Below are 17,441 nucleotides of genomic sequence, written 5' to 3'. Positions count from 1 at the left end.
CGGCTGTGAGCCGGGCCGGGCGCTTTATAAGATATTACATGGCAAGTCCGCCGTCAATCCGGATCACTTCACCTGTAATATAATCTGATACATCATCTGCAAGAAACGCTGCAAGGCTTGCAATCTCCTCAGGTCTGCCCATGCGCTTTAGCGGAATCGTGTCTGTGATTTCCGGGCGGTTTAAAAACGCCTCTGTCATATCGGTTTCCACAAAGCCCGGAGCAATAGCATTGCAGCACACATTTCTGCCCGCAAGCTCCTTTGCCACGGATTTGGTCAGGCCAATCATGCCGGCCTTAGACGCCGCATAGTTTGTCTGTCCTGCGTTGCCCATAATTCCTGCAACAGAGGTGATATTTACAATCTTGCCATACCGCTGTTTCATAAACTGGCGGTAGCTGTGCTTAATCATGTTAAAGGCGCCTTTTAAATTGATGTCTAAAACATCGTCGAAATCGGCCTCTTTCATCTGAAGCATCAGCATATCCTTATTAATTCCTGCATTGTTAATTAGAATTTCAAATTTTCCAAAATCTTCGGTTATTTTTTTGATGGCAGCACTGCATTCCTCAAAGTTTGCCACATTGCACTGATATGCCATGGCCTTAACGCCTTTCGTTTCAGCCTCAGCCACAATCGCGTTTGCTTTTTCTTTGTTTCCGTTATAAATTACCGCAATGTTTGCACCGCATTCGGCAAGCTTTCGTGCGATTGCTGCGCCAATCCCGCGGGAAGCGCCTGTAATAACTGCCGTCTTTCCGTTAAGCATGTTCTTTCACCGCCTTAACCGCGGCGTCCAGCGTTTCCTTGTCTGTGACGTTGTAAACCTGCACGTCGCTGGATATTTTCTTAATCAGCCCGCAAAGGGTTTTGCCAATTCCCGTTTCAATAAACGTGGTCACGCCGTCGTCTATCATATTTTTAATGGTCTGCTCCCATTTTACGGGGCTTTTCATTTGCAGAGCCAGGGTTGCCGCCACATCGTCAGAGTAGGGAAGTGCCGTAAGGTTCGCATATACAGGCATAGATGGTGCCTGAATGCTGAACTTTGTCAACTCTTTGTTAAAATCTTCCGAAGCAGACGCCATATAGGGCGAGTGAAACGCCGCGCTTACCGCCAGGTCCATAATGCGGCAGGGATGCTCCGACATTTTTTCTTTAAATTTTGCAAGTTCGGCTTTATCTCCTGCAACAACCGTCTGAACGGGGGAGTTATAGTTTACAGGATAAACATGTTCAAACTCTGCACAAACACTTTCTACCGTGGCGCTGTCTGTCTTTAAAACTGCGGCCATAGAGGTTTCATGTTCCTCTGCGGCAGACTGCATATATGCGCCCCTTTTCGTTACAATTTGAAACCCGTCGCCGTATGTATATGCGCCGGCATATGCCAAGGCTGCAATTTCGCCGAGGGAAAAGCCTGCTACGCAATCGGCAAAAATGCCGTTTTCATTTAACGCCAGAGCCGCACCTAAATCAACAAGATACAGGCAGGGCTGCGTATTTTTTGTTTCCTTAAGCTCCTCGGGGGTACCATGAAAAGACTGTTCCATAGTGCCCGGGCGCAGGGCTTCGGCCGCATCATAAAGCTCTTTTACCTTTGCGCTGGTTTCATATAAAGATTTTCCCATTCCGGGGGCTTGTGCGCCCTGTCCTGAAAATACAAACGCTATTTTACCCATTTTGCCGCTCCGTTCAATATAGTTTCCGCCTCCTGAAACATTTCATCAATAATTTCTTTCGCGGTTTGTTCTTTGTTTACCATTCCGGCGATTTGTCCGGCTAAAAAGCAGCCTTTTTGCTCGTCGCCCTCAACTGCAGCCAGCCGCAGAGCACCCACAGCAAGGTTTTCAAGTTCGTCATCCGGAATTTGTGTGTATTCCGCCTTTGCATAGTTCCTAGAAAAAGGGGTTTTAATGCTGCGGACCGGATGGCCAAGCCGTTTGCCGGTCACGATTGTGGACCTGTCGGTGGCTTTTAAAATTTTATCTTTATAATTTTGATGCACGCCGCATTCTTTAGCAACCAAAAATCTGGTTCCAACCTGAACGCCTGCCGCACCAAGCATAAACGATGCCGCAATGCCGCGGCCGTCTGCAATGCCGCCGGCCGCAATGACCGGAATTTTAACAGCGTCTGCGACCTGCGGTACCAGCGCCATAGTGGTGAGGTCGCCAACGTGCCCGCCGGACTCGCCGCCCTCAGCAATTACTGCGCAGGCTCCTAGGCGTTCAACAAGTTTTGCCAGAGCCGAAGACGCAACAACGGGAATGACCTTCACACCGGCATTGTTCCACAGCTCCATATATTTTGACGGATTGCCTGCGCCCGTTGTAACAACGGGAACTTTTTCAACCGCAATTAATTGCGCCACCTCATCGGTATAGGGACTCATTAGCATAACGTTCACGCCGAAGGGCTTGTCGGTTAAGCTGCGCGCAATGTCAATTTGCTCTTTTAAATAGGAGCCGTCGCGGCTCATGGCAGAAATAATACCCAGCCCGCCGGCGTTTGAAACCGCTGCAGCCAGCTTTCCATCGGCTATGTGTGCCATGCCGCCCTGAAAAATAGGATATTTTATTCCCGCCAGGTTACAAATGCTTGAGTTAATCATAGATTACTCCTTGTTTGCGTCAATGTGTGCAATTAATTCGCCCACTGTTTTGCCAATGTCCTCTACCTTAATTTCAATGCCGAATTCGTCTTCCATTTCCATCATAATTTCAACGGTGTCCAACGAATCAATGTCTAAATCCTCAAAGGTTGTTGCCTCTGTGATGGTGGATGCATCCACGTCTAAATGTTCTGCCAATAATTCAATTACTCTTTCCTTTGTCATTGTTCATTACCTCCAAAAATTTCATTCATTTTTTATTTTTTTATAGAAATTACCATCTTAAAATGCAGGCCGCGCTGGATAAGCCGCCGCCAAAAGCAGACAGTAACACTAAATCGCCTTTTTTCAGGTTTCCGGTGCGGTTCAATTCATCAAGAGCCATAGGGACACTTGCCGCTGATGTATTTCCGGTATGTTCTAAATTTGCATAAATTTTGTCCGGCGCAATTTTCAGCTTCTTTTCCGCAAAGCGGAGAATCCGCATATTGGCCTGGTGGGGAACAAAATATTTAATATCATCAATTTTTAAGTTTGCCTTATCCAAAACAATATTTACGTCTCGGCACATGACATTTACTGCAAATTTAAACGTTTCCTGTCCGTTCATGTAAATATAAGGTGTATCTTCTGTTTCCAGCTTAAAATACGGAGAGGTTCCATGCGTATTCGGAATTCTGATAACATCGTCGCCGCCCTGCGTATATAACGTGGACGCAAGATATCCGTCTTCCGACGCCTCCAGTACTGCTGCGCCGGCGCCGTCTCCAAAAATGACAGCTGTGCTTCTGTCAGTCCAGTCTAAAATTTTGCTGATTCTTTCCGCACCGATGACCAATGCCTTTTTTGCTGTTCCTCTGGCGAAAAAACCAGCGGCTGTATCCAGTGCAAACAAAAAACCGCTGCAGGCTGAGTTTACATCGAATGCGGGACAGTTGGCGCCAATTTTCGCCTGAACCGTGCCTGCAACCGTAGGGCAGGCAAAATCACTTGAAAGAGAAGCCGCGACAATCAAGTCTAAATCTTTTGCGTCAATGCCGCTCATTTCCAAAGCGTTTTGGGCGGCTTTCACTGCAAAATCCGCAGCGGTTTCTCCGGTAGACACCCTCCTTGTGCGTACGCCAACCCGCTGGGTAATCCATTCGTCAGACGTATCTAAGAATTTTGCCAGATCGTCATTAGATACAGTATTTGTGGGGGCGTAGCTTCCGGTGCCGGTTATTTTAAAATTCATGTTCGTTCTCCTTATAAAATGTTCGTGTCACATTTTGAGCACGAGGCGTGCTCGTTTAAATTTTAAGCGGAAAAATTTTCCGCCTTAATTCTATTTTATTTTAATTATTTCAATTTTATGCATCGGGTTTCATTCCCTCAATAATACAGCTAAGACCCAGTTTAAAAGAGTCTAATGCCTCGTCTAACGTAAGGCCTGTACCCACAGCGTCTGCATTAAACCCGCGGCAAAAACACCAGATGGAGTAGCTGATATATGTAGTGTTTACTTCTTTAAGCAATCCGTTATCAATTCCATATTGAATGAGGGGTTTAATGTGGTCAATCCACCAGTTCCGGTTGCTTTCGCTGTAAGAATCGTATTCAAACATATACTGACTAAAGTGAAGTTTATCTTCATAGGTGCGCTTTAAAACGGCTACACCGATGTTTTGCAGATAATCGTAATAGTCGCAGCTTTCATCATACTCCGTATTGATGCATTCCCGCATTTGTTTTACGATTCTGTGATAAACAATATCTAAAACGTCCTGAATGTTTTTAAACCGGTTATAAAACACGCGGTTTGAAACGCCAAGCTCGTTAATAATCCGTTTTACACTGATGTGCGCTACACCGTCTGTATATGCAATTTTGGTTGCGACGTCAACAATCTGGTCGGTGAGTTCATCCTCCAATTTAACGCCTTTTGAATATGCCACGAAAAATCATCCTTTCCATAAAAAGTTTGTGGCATAATTAACACACAGCACTTATATTAGCATAATTCCTCTTTATTGTCAATACTTTTTTCTGTTGTAAAAATTCGACTGCTTGACAAAAAAATAACAGAAATGTATAATATTATAGTGAAATGCAAAAGAATAAAAATATTTAAAGGGGGTATGTATCCTTGAAAAAAGAAAAGTTTGACGTTTTGGGCATGACCTGTTCTGCGTGCAGCTCCCATGTTGAAAAAAATGTTGCAGGCGTAGATGGTGTGAACAGTGTTTCTGTCAGTCTTCTGACCAACTCTATGACAGTGGAATATGACGAAGCTGTTACAGACGACAGTCAAATCATTAACGCCGTAACTGCTTCGGGTTACTCCGCAAAAAAGCAGGGAGCAAGCACTGCACCGGGGACAACGTTGGAGAACGCTGCAGACGAACGGCTTCACGACATGAAAATAAGATTAATTTACTCCTTTGTTTTTTTAATACCGCTGATGTATATTTCAATGGGCGAAATGATTGGACTGCCAATTCCCGGATTCATTGCCGGTCATCAAAACGCGGTTTCCTATTCGTTTCTTCAATTTTTGCTGTGCCTACCTATCCTATATGTAAACCGGGTGTACTATATTTCGGGCTTTAAGCGACTGTTCCAAGGCGCTCCCAATATGGACAGCTTAATTGCCATTGGCTCTGGTGCGGCTGTGGCCTATGGAATTTATGTCATATTTAGAATTGGATATGCTATGGGAATAGGCGACATGCAGTCGGTAATGCACTATCACATGGAACTGTATTTTGAGTCGGCCGCTACCATCTTGGCGCTGATAACGTTGGGCAAATTTTTTGAGGAGCGCTCAAAAGGAAAGACAGGCGCTGCCATTAAGGCGTTGATGGAGCTGGCGCCCCAAACTGCAATTGTAGAGCGAGGCGGAGTGGAAACGGAAATTCCGTCTGCTGAGGTTTTGGTGGGAGACACCATAATTGTAAAACCCGGCATGAGTATTCCGGTAGACGGCGTTGTGATTTTTGGCGAATCCACTGTTGATGAATCCGCTTTGACCGGTGAAAGTATTCCTGTTGAAAAGAGTGTGGGCGACAAAGTAACGGGCGCGACTATTAACAAAAGCGGCTACATTAAAGTTGAAGCAAAGAAGGTTGGCAGCGATACGGCTCTTTCTGAAATCATCTCTTTGGTGGAGGAAGCGTCTGCCAGCAAAGCGCCTATTGCACAGCTGGCAGACAAAATTTCCGGAATTTTTGTTCCTGCGGTGATTACAATTGCGGTAATTACCTGTGCGGTTTGGCTGCTTTCTGGTGCTGATTTTGAGTTTGCGTTGTCCTGTGCAATTGCGGTTTTGGTGATTTCCTGCCCCTGTGCGTTGGGGCTGGCAACGCCGGTGGCAATTATGGTTGGAACCGGACGCGGCGCCGCAAACGGGATTTTAATTAAGTCCGGGGAGGCCTTGCAAACACTTCAGGGAATAGAAACCGTGGTGTTGGACAAAACAGGAACCATAACGGAAGGAAAACCCTCGGTAACAGATATGCGTGCCGCAAATCGCGACACGGAGTTGCTTCTAAAAATTGCCTATTCGTTGGAAAAGCAAAGTGAACATCCTCTCTCTGTGGCCATTGCGGACTATGCCAACCGGTTTGATACAGAGCTTATGGAGGTAACTGAGTTTGAAGCCTTACACGGAAAAGGCGTAAAGGGCAGCGTCGGCGACGAAATGTATTACGCCGGAAATTTAAAGTTAATGCAGGATGTGGGGTTGGACACCAGCTTGTTTGCGCCAGAACTGGAAGCGTTTGCAAGTGAAGGGAAAACGCCCATTTTAGTTGCAGATTCTAAAAGTGTAATTGGACTATTCGCCGTGGCGGACAAGGTAAAGCCCTCAAGTCAAGATGCGGTGCGGAGATTGAAAGACATGAACATCAACGTTATGATGCTCACCGGGGACAATCAAAAAACAGCCGCCGCTGTGGCAGGCAGCATTGGTATTACACAGGTAATGGCAGAGGTTTTGCCAGAGGACAAGGAAAGCAAAATTCGCGCTATTCAGGAAAACGGTGCAAAAACGGCAATGGTGGGCGACGGAATTAACGATGCGCCTGCCCTGGCAAGAGCTGATGTGGGCATTGCGATCGGCGCCGGAACAGACGTTGCAATAGACAGCGCAGACATTGTTCTGGTACGAAACGATTTAATGGATGTGGCATCTGCTGTGCGGCTGAGTAAAAAGGTGTTGCTAAACATAAAAGAAAACCTGTTTTGGGCATTTATTTATAATGTAATTGGAATTCCCATCGCCGCAGGTGTGTTTTACCCGTTGTTTCACTTTAAGCTGAGTCCGATGTTTGCCGCTGCAGCAATGAGCCTAAGCAGTGTATGCGTTGTGTTAAACGCATTGCGACTTCGCAATTTTAAGCCGGAAAAAGCACAACTTGAAGATAAAAAAGAAGACAAAAAGGAAGAAAGGAGTAAAGTAAAAATGGAAGTAAAAATTGAAGGAATGTCCTGCTCACATTGCTCAGGAAGAGTGGAACAGGCACTGAATGCAATTGATGGTGTGAGCGCAAAGGTAGATCTGGAAAAGAAAACCGCTTATGTTACAAGCAGCGAAAACATTACGGAAGAACAAATTAAAGCGGCAGTGGAAGATGCCGGATATACTGTTGTTTCAGTAAAATAGCTCAATACGATGAAAGCAGGTCCAAATGCTCGGGCCTGCTTTATTTTTGTTTATATGTTACAAAACATTTTTTTATTAGTTGACTTAAATCGTGAATTATGTTAAAATAAAGTGAATGTTTTAAATGAAATTTAAATTTAACAAACAGGGAGCTGCGTTCATGGTAAATAAACGAATTTCAGTACTTATTTTTATTTTGGGGATAACATTACATATGACTTGCTTTGCCGCAGATTTTGTGAAATTGACGGCGGATAATTTTGATATAAATGATAAATATGAAAAAGAAAATCAAATAACGGCAAATTTTGTTCAGGAGGTGTGGCCAGAAGATATCGACTCTCTTTCCGCCACTGTAACCGCTGAATTTTATGATTTTGGCAAAAACGTAAATTGCAGCCTAGCGTTGTATGATGAGAAAGGAAGGCTGGTTTCTGTTGCGTCGGAGACAAAGCCTTCGCCAAAAGGGAGCATCTCCTCATTTAACCTTTCGGCCGGCAGAGCAAAACTGGCGGATTCGGCAAAGCTTATGGTGTGGGACAGTGCCAGCCAGAAGCCGTTAAGAGAAGCAAAAACCATTGAAAAAATAAAAAATGCATTGATAATATATTTAGACCCAGAAAAGGGAAGCGACACAAACGACGGTACGTTTCAGTCTCCCATTAAGACATTGAAAAAGGCTGTGTATAGTCTTAGGACCAATCAGGACAAGTTAGGGCCTAACGACGACACAATCTACTTTATTTTAAAAAACGGCGAGTATTTTATGGATGATGTGCTTAAGCTTGAACCAAAAGACTTGTTGAGCAACAGGTACCAGGTTGTGTTTACGGCGTTGGAAACACAAAAGGCGGTTTTAACTGGCGCTGTTGATATCACAGGCTTTACACTTTGGGATGAGAACAAAGATATTTACCGCGCCGAGGTGGGAACGGATATAAACTCGCGTCAGCTTTTTGCTGACGGCATTCGCTGCGTGCGGGCAAGACGGGACGAACCTCCTGCCGGATATGAATATAAAGACGGTGTTGCGACAGCGCAGGAATCAGAGTTTTTAAATTTTAAGCATATTGAAGATTTAGAATTTGCGTTTGAAAATAATTGGATGCACGACAGGTGCATGGTGACGTCCGTAAAGGATTTGGGGGGCGGTACCATTCAGTTCAACATGTCGGATGAAGTGTGGAAGCAGCTTACAACCAAAAATTATTTTAGCTCTGCGAAACCAACCTATATGGAGAACGCATATGAATTCATAGACGAGGGCGGAGAGTGGTATTTAGACACACACGAGGGTTATCTTTATTATAAACCCAGGGCTTTTGAAGATATGAAGAAAACACGGTTTACAATGCCTGTGAAAGAAGATTTTATGAAATTAAGCTCTGTATCTTCTCCAATTAAAAACATTGATTTTCGGGGGTTGGAATTTACACAGTCTACCTGGATGTTTCCAAGCACCAACGGCGGGCTTTGCATTAACCAAAACGAATATTATCGAAACGGCTCAAATAATGCTCCTATGGAAGGCGTAATCGAGCTGAAAAACACGGAAAACGTGAATTTTTATAACTGCAAATTCAGTAAACTGGGAAGAACGGCGCTGAAAATGATTAATGGTGTCCGAAACTGCACAATTTCAGGAAATGAGTTTTGTGACCTTTCTGCAGGCGCCCTTTCTGTGGGCGGCGTCACGGATTTAGAAAGAAATCCGGATAACGTAAGTTTAAGCGTAAAAAACGTACAAGTAGAAAATAACTTTATTCATGACATTGCTGAGGACATAAAAAGCTGTGCTGCGGTGAGCGCAGGCTTTCCGATTGATACAAGAATTGGAAACAATGAAATTTACAACACAGGATACAGCGGAATTCACACCGGCTGGGGCTGGGGCACGTTAACGCCCTCGGCAACTAAAAACTTCGTCATTTCTAACAATTATATTCACAAAATATTAAACGACGAAATTTATGACGGCGGCGCAGTGTATATGCTTGGGCACACCGGCGGTTCGGTTGACAATTTAAACAAACTTACGGAAAATTATGTTGAAGATATCAGAAAACCATTTGGCGCGCTATATCCCGACGAAGGCTCGTCCTATTGGGAAATTTCCAATAATGTTGTGGATTTGTCGAAACAGCCCATATGGTATTACGGCGGAGGCTCCGCGCGGTCGCGCTGGACGCACATTCATACGTCTTCTATTAACCATATTTATTATAACAACAATTATAGTACAACAGGCAACATGCAAAACAGCGGCACAAGCATTTCTTATCAGCCGCCAAAAATTTATGCACAAGCAAACTGGCCGGACGAAGCACTGCAGATTATTGACCGGTCGGGAATACAGCCTCAGTTTGAAGATTGTTTTTCTGAGCGGCTGGAGGAATTTTACGATTCCGGAAACATTTCTACATATGTGGGGGGTGAGATTCGGCTAAACGTCACGCCAACAACGTCAAAAGCCAAGTTTTACAATTCAGCAAAATTTGACAGTTATGCGCAAATAAAAAACGACGGCATTTTGGCATTTAGAAACGGAAAAATTTATGCTATGGAAAAGGGGGAAACAGAGGTAACAATAACTGCTGTGGAAAACAATTTAATAAGAGAACATACAGTAAAAGTGATTGTAAATTGACATAACAATTTGACTATTTATGAGAGAGGGATAAATTATGAAAAAATACGCGGCTCTGCTTTTATCAGTTATATTGGTTTTCGGATGTTCGATGGGCTTTCGTCTTACGGCAACTGCTGGTGTCAATGCTGAGGGGTTTCATTTTCCATTTGACAGCGCAGATGAAATTTCAGACACGAATTTGGCGCTTTCTGGAACCTTCAACGAAGAGGGCGCAAACGGCGGAACAGGCTCGCTGGCGGCGTCGTTATCCGGTGTGCCAAGTTCCGGGGTAAAAAATGTTGTTTTGAACAAAGGTACAACCTATGAAGCAAGCTTTTACATTAAATTTACCAATGCAGAAACTTTATATGCGCCGGACATACATTTGTTTGTATACTACAGCGGTTCTATTTCAAACGTATACAGCGATCCACAAAGAACCACGCCAACAACCACAATCCGCTATCCGTTTAACCTGTATACGGTAAAAGCGGAGAATGCAGGACTTAAAAATAGTGATGGGACCTGCTCTGACCAGTGGACAAAAGTGACTTACACGTTCCGCTATGACGGCGTTGTTTCATCAACTGGGTATTTGCCGCTTGGTGAAAACAAATTCAACGTATTTTTAAGGTTTGGCAAAAACCCGCACGATATGCGCAATGCCGGGAACTTCATCAATGGGGACGTAAACAGCTCTTATGATTTTCTGCTGGACGAGTTCCAATTAGTGCCGGTTCAAAAGGATAGTGAAATTTTTTATAACAGCTTTGACACGGACGACTGGGAAACAGAGGGAAACGGAATCTGGAGCTCGATGGGTACGGCGGCGCTGACAACAGACGTACCGTCTGAAAACAAGACAGATTCCCATACCGGCTTGGAAGTTACCAAAACCGCTGGGGCGAATTATTTTCAAATTGCCGCCAATGTGTCGGACAGAAGCAAAATGATTTGGTATAACCGGCCCTACAAAATAACCTTTTGGGCAAAAGGCTCTCAGGCTGTGGTAGACACTGCAGCGGCAGTTCGGGCGGGCAATCCGGGTAAAGGAAGCGACGCATCGTTTGATTTTATTATTGAACGTGTGTCATCTTCACGCGCAGTGCGGCTGCAGCATTGTTATGAGGAAATTGGTATGGAGCAGCCGCTTTCAACACAGTGGCAGAAATATGAGTTTATCTACTACCGGGAAGCCGACTATATGCTGGGGCGAACAGGTGAAGCAGACTATCACTATTTAATCGATTTCAGGCAGACTACGATGCCTGCACAGCCTGCCAACTGCACCTATACCTATACAGATGAAAACGGCGATACGCAGACTTATCAGATGAGCGACTATAAGTTTTGGATTGATAACATATCTGTCGTTGAGCTGGAAAATGTATATGATATGGACAACGCGGAAAACACGGCATTGCAAGTCGCATATAACGGAAATATTGTTTCCAGCGCAGACTTTCTTTCATCTTTGAATAATGGTGCCGAGATTACGGACGAGACACTGGGAAAAACCGTGAACGTCCCACAGGGTCAATGTTTTGAGCGACCTGTGGACATTGAAAACAACAGGCTTTATAAGCTATCGTTTTGGTATAAGGGCACGGCGGGTGATTCCTTAAAAGTTGCTCTTGACCGGAGCATAAAGGGAACGGTACTGGACAATACTGTTACCGCTGCTAACACCTTAGGGTATTACGGTTACGGAAACTCCACCGAGAGTCAGGGCGACATACCGTTTTATTTATACGGCGGCAGTATTGTTACAACAAAAACTCATACCTTTGATAAATTGGAGCTGTTTACAAAACCTGATGGAAGCAGCTCAGAAACTCTGATTTATGACGATTATTACGACAGGCTGACCAGTAAAAACACACAGGCAAACATGCCGCCGTCGGCATGGAATTATCAATATTACAACGGCACAGTCTGGGAAAACACAAACGATGCTGTGTTTGGCGCGGCAGGTGACGTGTCTTCCGACTGGAAATATTTTGAATGTAATTATGTTTGGAATTATGAGGGCGCACATTACAGAATGCCGAGATTAAACATTTCGGCGAATCATGCACTTCTGTTGGCAGACCTTAAAATTTCTGATAAACTGACTGCGGTTAATCCCTTTGATGAAAGCGGAACATATCCGGAACTTGTGGCTTTAGATTTTGAAGACACTCTGCCGGATACTGTCGATTCCAAAACACTTGCTTTATCTCAAACAACTACACAACGGGGAATGAGTCGGGGCGTACTGAAAACCGTTTCTACAGCCGATGGGGATTTGTGTGTGAAATTCAGAGCCAAGACAGGAATGTCTTACGACATCAGTGTACTGGCAGACAGTAGTGTTGAAGAGTTGTCTTTTGCTGTCTATGGAAAAAGTGATACGGGTGAATATCTGTCGAACACGGTGGCGACAAAGGCTGTTGTTCAGGGAGATGGCTGGACGCGGTTTAGCGGAACCTACACCTCAGACGGCACAGGAAAAGATGATTCGGGTCAGGCAGAAGCAATTGGTGAAAACGGGTTTATCGCGATAAAAGTAGGCGCAGGAGAACATCAGTTTGATGAACTACTTATTATACCCAAATTCAGCGGTGAAGCCGTAACAAAAGACAATTTGGTGCCCTCCGGCGGATTTAATACACAGGACGACTTAGTAGGCTGGTCATATTCACCATCGGCTGTGCAGGTTGGCATAACAACTGACGCCGCCAACGGAACGGCAGGAGCCATGGAAGTTGTGGGAACCGGCAGAAGCTGGGGAAACGTGTCAAATTCTGCGGCCATCAGATTTGGCAGAAAGTATGAAATCTCTTTCTGGGCAAAGGCACTGGATTCAGAGACGGTTGGAAAAACCATTGATTTTATTTTAGACAGAGGCCAACGCACAGACCCGGCTGCTCCGCAGTATCAGCATTTGCGGGACAATGACAACAAGCTTTTAACTGCAGATTGGGTGAAATATACCATTCTTTATCAGGACATGACGGCAACCACAGACACCTCTGTTCCAAAGATATACTTTAGAATTGGAAGTGCCAGCACGGAAACGTTCCATTATGTTATTGATGAACTTTCCATCGTCGAAATTGAAAATTCTTATTCGATCGATGCACAGCCAAACTTTGTTTTAAATGAATTTTCGAACAACGTGGCAAAATTCAGCTTTGCGAAAAAAGGAAATGCCGTCGGCGCTTATTACCGGTTAATGGCACCCTTTGGGGAAGATTATGCAATCATTGACAGTGGGTATCTAAGCGTCAATGAAACAGCACAGTTTGATTTTGAAAGTGCTGCTCCTGACGGATTAAAACTGCAGTACAACGCAGCGGACCCATATGGTGTTATTGGAGCGACAAATGAAATGGCATGCATGGCGGATTATATTAAGCGGCAGGAAAGAATTATTGCAGACTTTGACACCTCCATCTGGACGGACGATATGGCGTCGCTTGACGCAACCGTCACATTCCAGGGCGGCTCAGACCCGCGTGAATTTACGGTGGGACTGGCGTTTTACGACGCAAGCGGCAATCAGCTTTCAGTGTCGGAACAAGCAAGCTCTGTTGCGGCAGAGGCAACGACTGTGGTTCACATCAGCAAAACCAATGAAACGGGCGCACAGTCGGCAAAATTATTTGTTTGGGAGCCGAACTCCACAACAAATATCCGACAGCCCAAAGAGATTGAAAAGCTTACATCGGCAGATAAAATCTTTATTGATCCCGAAAACGGAGATGATTTAAACGCTGGAACGTTCAGCGCGCCGGTGGGAACGCTTTCGAAAGCAAAGTCGATGATAAACGATAAAATAGCGGCTGGGTTCACTGGTGATGTTTATGCAATCCTCATGCCCGGCGAATACAGTGTGGCAGGCGGCGAGTTTGCCCTAACAGGCGACGACAGCTCAAGCAATGTGAACATTTTCTACATTTCTTATAAGCCGGGTGAAGCGAAAATCACTGGCGGGCAGGAAATTACGGGTTTTGAACTGTTTGATGCGAATAAAAACATATACCGTGCCAGCGTTGGAACGGATGTGGATTCCAGACAGCTTTATGTCAATGGCGTACGGGCAATTCGCGCCAGAAGTGAAGGCAGGCTTGCAAACGCTGTGAATTTAGGAAAAGGCGGAGCAGGGCTTACGACAACAGATACGTCATTTTTAACCTATGAGCATTTGCAGGATGTGGAAATGGTGTTTTATGAGAACTGGACTAATCCGCGGTGCTGTGTTCAGTCGGCAGAACTGGATCCGTCCACAGGTGTTGTTACGCTCACATTAAACGCCGACCCCTGGACGAGGCTGATGAACAAGGGTAACTGCGTTCCCACCGTTCCAGAATATTATGAAAACGCCTATGAGCTGTTAGACAGCGAGGGCGAGTTTTATCTTGATAAATATGACGGGTATTTATATTATAAACCCAGGGCCTATGAAAACATGGCCACGGCTAAGGTTACCATGCCGGTTGCAGAGCGTATCATGTCGCTTACAGGAACGGCAGAAAATCCCGTGAAAAACATCACTTTCCGCGGAATATCTTTTGAATATTCCACATGGAATGATGCAAACGGTTACGGCTATGTAGACAACCAGAACAACAACCCGACAACTGCAACCCGAACTGGCTTTATTCCCGGCGCGGTTGAACTGAAAAACGTTCATAATGTAGATTTCTACAATTGCGATTTTTCCAAAATTGGTCAGACAGGTGTAAAGATGATGGAAGCCATTCAAAACTGTGATTTTGTTGGAAACGAAGTTTACGATACTTCCGGCGGCGCAGTTTTTGTGGGCGAACCGACTTGGACTTATGCACGGGCGCCCCATGATGCAAAATATTATCAAATTAACAACAACGTTACAGATAACTATATCCATGATATTTCTGTTGAATTCAGGGGCGGCGCGGCAATATCCGCGGCCTACCCGAAAAACATGAATATCTGCAACAACGAGGTTTACAACACCAGCTATTCCGCCGTTCACACCGGCTGGGGCTGGGGCAGCACGGCAGAGTCCGGCACTTTGAACCTGCATATTAACAATAACTACCTCCACAAAATTTTAAACACGAAAATATATGACGGTGGTGGCATTTACACCTTGGGGCATACCGGCGGCTCGCTGGAAAATATGAACGAAATGTGTGGAAATTATTGTTATGACATCGGAAACCGGTATGGCGTTCTATACCCGGACGAGGGTTCCTCCTATTGGCTCATTAAAGATAATGTGGTAGACCAAACAGAGCATCCGCTTTGGTATGGCAAGGGCAGCGCCGAGGAGGGAAGCGATTCCATTGTTGCTAGGTGGACACATATCCATATTAATACCATTAATAATATCCACTATTCCAACAACTATAGCACAACAACAGCGAAACTGAATAACGGAACAGATATTGATTTTGAAGAGCCTCTGTATTATCCCAATGCCGATTGGCCTCAGGAAGCGCGGACTTTGATCTCGGAATCCGGTATCCGGGAAAATTACCGCGATAACTTCAGGTTTGGCCTTCAGGAGGTTTACACAGCCGAAGAAATCACAGTGGAGCAGGGAAGCACGGCAGGAATTAATTTCGTGCCAACCACAAGCAAAAAACTGTTTTATGATGCAACTGGACTCACCTGTGTGTATAGGTCAAAAAATCCAGAAATTGCAACGGTGAACACAAATGGAATCATTACGGGCGTGTCTGTGGGAACGGCAAAAATTGAGCTTGTTTTTGTTGAGAATGGAATTGAACGCGTGTTTGAGTGTAAAGTAAACGTAGTTTAATCGTTTCAAAAGAGGTTTCGCTGCGCTATGAAAGCGCAGCGAAACCTCAAACATAAAGAAAGGTGTTGAATAGCAAGGTGAAAAAGTTATTCTCAATTGTGCTGTCTTTCCTATTGGCCAGCACGGGCCCGCTGGCCGGTTCATTTGCGGTATCTGCCGCCGGCAATCCGTTTGATGAACAGAGGTCCTATCCCCAGGCAGTGACAGAAGATTTCGAAACCGAAACACTTCCGGAAAGCGTTGCTGTAAACGGTGCGCGTATATCTGTTGACCATGCAAATCGGGGAATTAGTTCAGGTGCTCTGCTGGTTACGCCCTCCTCCGGCAGTCACAGTGTTTATGTCTTATTTGGCGCCAAGAGCGGCATTCAATATCAAATGAGTCTCTTGACAAAAGATATAAACTTATCGAATATTCGAGTGAAAATTTGGAGCAAGATGGAAAGTGGAACGTATTCCTCCCAGGAAGTGATAATGAACACCAAGGCTGCACCGGACGGTTGGAAAAAGATTACTGGTTCCTTTTCCGGCGAATCTGGTTCGGTGGGCATTGGATATCTGGAATTTTTCTCTGTGAGCACTTCTGCCTATTTCCTCGATGAAATTCTGATAACGCCTGAGTTTGACAGCACTGTTGTGAAAGAGGGGAACCTTGTTCAATATTCCTCCTTTGATACGCAGGAAGAAATAAATAATTTAAGCTACAACAAAAGAGCTGTAACTATTTCTGTTGGAGAGGGCGCCGCAGGCACAAAAGGTTCTCTTCATGTTGTTGCCAACGGAAGAACCTGGGCAAATGTCAGCCAGGATGCTGATTTAAGAGTCGGAAGAAAATATAAGGTGTCTTTTTGGGCCAAAGCAAATGACGAAACGACGGAAGGTTTAGTAATTCAGCTGGCGATTGATAGAAGCAGAAGAACCGACCCCGCGGCCCCTTTATATGCACAGCCCTCGGATTCGCAGCATCCGACCATTCAATCCACTTGGACAAAACACGAGTTTATTTATCAATGTACCGCAGCTACCACGGACGTAGGTCTGCCAACCATTTATTTTAGAGTTGGAAACAAGGCAACGGATGTTTTAGATTACTGTGTGGATGAACTTGTCATTGAAGAAGTGCCGAATTCCTATGAGGTTGATGTAAATACACAGTTCTATGGGGATTCTTTTGAGAATTCTGCCGTTATTCTATCTGTTAACGGCTATCTGAATTCTGTTGGGGCATGGTATCGTATCTTAGCTCCTTATGGCAATGGATTTGTAATTGTAAAAAGCGGCTTTTTAAATAATGGCGAAACCGTAAAATATTACTCGCCTGAGAGCGTCGAGGGCACTTATAAAGCGGAATATGTTGCAGTGGATGCATGGGGCTTAGCAGGTTCGGCCAAGGAAGTGTATCTCAGTAATTCTCAATTTGACGAAAAAGAAATAATTCGCGCAAATTACGACACGTCCATCTGGGTAGATGAAATGGAAACGCTTGACGCGACGGTCACATATCAAGGCGGAGAAGCCAGCCGCAACGTGTTGGCAAGCATCGCACTTTACGATGACGATGGAAAGCTGTTGTCCATTAACAATACGCAGGAAACGGTGCAGGCGCAGAGAACCAGCGAAATAAAACTGAGCATTGCGAACGATTTGCTGGCAGAAAAATCGAAAGTTTTCCTTTGGGACGCACAGTCTTTTGCACCTGTAAGAGCCGCAAAGGAGTTTACAAAAACGATATATGATGAAATTATTTATGTAGATCCGGAGAA

At 44.8% G+C, this 17,441-nt stretch carries 10 protein-coding genes; 4 read left to right on the top strand and 6 right to left on the bottom strand.

Going from position 1 to position 17,441, the window contains the following annotated elements:
* Positions 1-34: 34 nt before the first annotated feature.
* The 6 genes from fabG to WIG73_RS03280 form a co-directional block, all read right to left on the bottom strand.
* Positions 35-769 (bottom strand): 3-oxoacyl-[acyl-carrier-protein] reductase, encoded by a 735-nt coding sequence (gene fabG, locus WIG73_RS03305; RefSeq protein ID WP_337399295.1) that lies wholly within the window; start codon positions 767-769, stop codon positions 35-37.
* A complete protein-coding gene (fabD, locus tag WIG73_RS03300; protein ID WP_337399294.1) occupies positions 762-1,682 on the bottom strand; it encodes an ACP S-malonyltransferase in 921 nt (306 codons plus the stop codon). The genes fabG and fabD overlap by 8 nt, the downstream gene beginning before the upstream one ends.
* Positions 1,670-2,614, bottom strand: a complete 945-nt coding sequence (gene fabK / locus WIG73_RS03295) for an enoyl-[acyl-carrier-protein] reductase FabK (RefSeq protein WP_337399293.1) — start codon at positions 2,612-2,614, stop codon at positions 1,670-1,672. The genes fabD and fabK overlap by 13 nt, the downstream gene beginning before the upstream one ends.
* A gap of 3 nt (positions 2,615-2,617) precedes the next feature.
* The gene (locus WIG73_RS03290) at positions 2,618-2,839 is read right to left on the bottom strand and encodes an acyl carrier protein (protein WP_177677700.1); all 222 of its coding nucleotides are present in this window, start codon (positions 2,837-2,839) and stop codon (positions 2,618-2,620) included.
* A gap of 49 nt (positions 2,840-2,888) precedes the next feature.
* Positions 2,889-3,848 carry a beta-ketoacyl-ACP synthase III gene (locus WIG73_RS03285; RefSeq protein WP_337399292.1) on the bottom strand — a complete coding sequence of 320 codons (960 nt, stop codon included), beginning with the start codon at positions 3,846-3,848 and terminating at the stop codon, positions 2,889-2,891.
* A 115-nt stretch (positions 3,849-3,963) separates the two neighbouring features.
* Complete coding sequence (locus WIG73_RS03280; protein WP_177679129.1) at positions 3,964-4,548, bottom strand: TetR/AcrR family transcriptional regulator; 585 nt, start codon at positions 4,546-4,548, stop codon at positions 3,964-3,966.
* Positions 4,549-4,739: 191 nt separating this feature from the next.
* On the opposite strand from WIG73_RS03280, the gene WIG73_RS03275 reads away from it, so the two are divergent.
* From WIG73_RS03275 to WIG73_RS03260, 4 genes are all read left to right on the top strand, one after another.
* The gene (locus tag WIG73_RS03275; protein WP_337399291.1) at positions 4,740-7,256 is read left to right on the top strand and encodes a heavy metal translocating P-type ATPase; all 2,517 of its coding nucleotides are present in this window, start codon (positions 4,740-4,742) and stop codon (positions 7,254-7,256) included.
* A gap of 214 nt (positions 7,257-7,470) precedes the next feature.
* Positions 7,471-9,903, top strand: coding sequence for a right-handed parallel beta-helix repeat-containing protein (locus WIG73_RS03270; RefSeq protein WP_337399289.1), 2,433 nt, complete (start codon positions 7,471-7,473; stop codon positions 9,901-9,903).
* 37 nt (positions 9,904-9,940) lie between these two features.
* Entirely contained in the window at positions 9,941-15,679 is a 5,739-nt protein-coding gene (locus WIG73_RS03265; RefSeq protein WP_337399287.1) for a hypothetical protein, read from the top strand.
* A gap of 77 nt (positions 15,680-15,756) precedes the next feature.
* Positions 15,757-17,441, top strand: a 1,685-nt coding sequence (locus WIG73_RS03260) for a carbohydrate binding domain-containing protein (RefSeq protein ID WP_337399286.1), incomplete at its 3' end; no start/stop codon positions are given.

The organism is Congzhengia sp., from assembly GCF_037235575.1.
Taxonomy (GTDB): domain Bacteria; phylum Bacillota; class Clostridia; order UBA1381; family UBA9506; genus Congzhengia; species Congzhengia minquanensis.
Note: the sequence above shows the minus strand (reverse complement) of the source record. Positions and strands in the feature narration are given on the sequence as shown.

What these genes read in the sequence shown, in the direction of transcription:
- fabG (WP_337399295.1), bottom strand. Translation starts at nt 769, where the DNA reads ATGCTTAACGGAAAGACGGCAGTTATTACAGGCGCTTCCCGCGGGATT.
- fabD (WP_337399294.1), bottom strand. Translation starts at nt 1,682, where the DNA reads ATGGGTAAAATAGCGTTTGTATTTTCAGGACAGGGCGCACAAGCCCCC.
- fabK (WP_337399293.1), bottom strand. Translation starts at nt 2,614, where the DNA reads ATGATTAACTCAAGCATTTGTAACCTGGCGGGAATAAAATATCCTATT.
- WIG73_RS03290 (WP_177677700.1), bottom strand. Translation starts at nt 2,839, where the DNA reads ATGACAAAGGAAAGAGTAATTGAATTATTGGCAGAACATTTAGACGTG.
- WIG73_RS03285 (WP_337399292.1), bottom strand. Translation starts at nt 3,848, where the DNA reads ATGAATTTTAAAATAACCGGCACCGGAAGCTACGCCCCCACAAATACT.
- WIG73_RS03270 (WP_337399289.1), top strand. Translation starts at nt 7,471, where the DNA reads ATGACTTGCTTTGCCGCAGATTTTGTGAAATTGACGGCGGATAATTTT.
- WIG73_RS03265 (WP_337399287.1), top strand. Translation starts at nt 9,941, where the DNA reads ATGAAAAAATACGCGGCTCTGCTTTTATCAGTTATATTGGTTTTCGGA.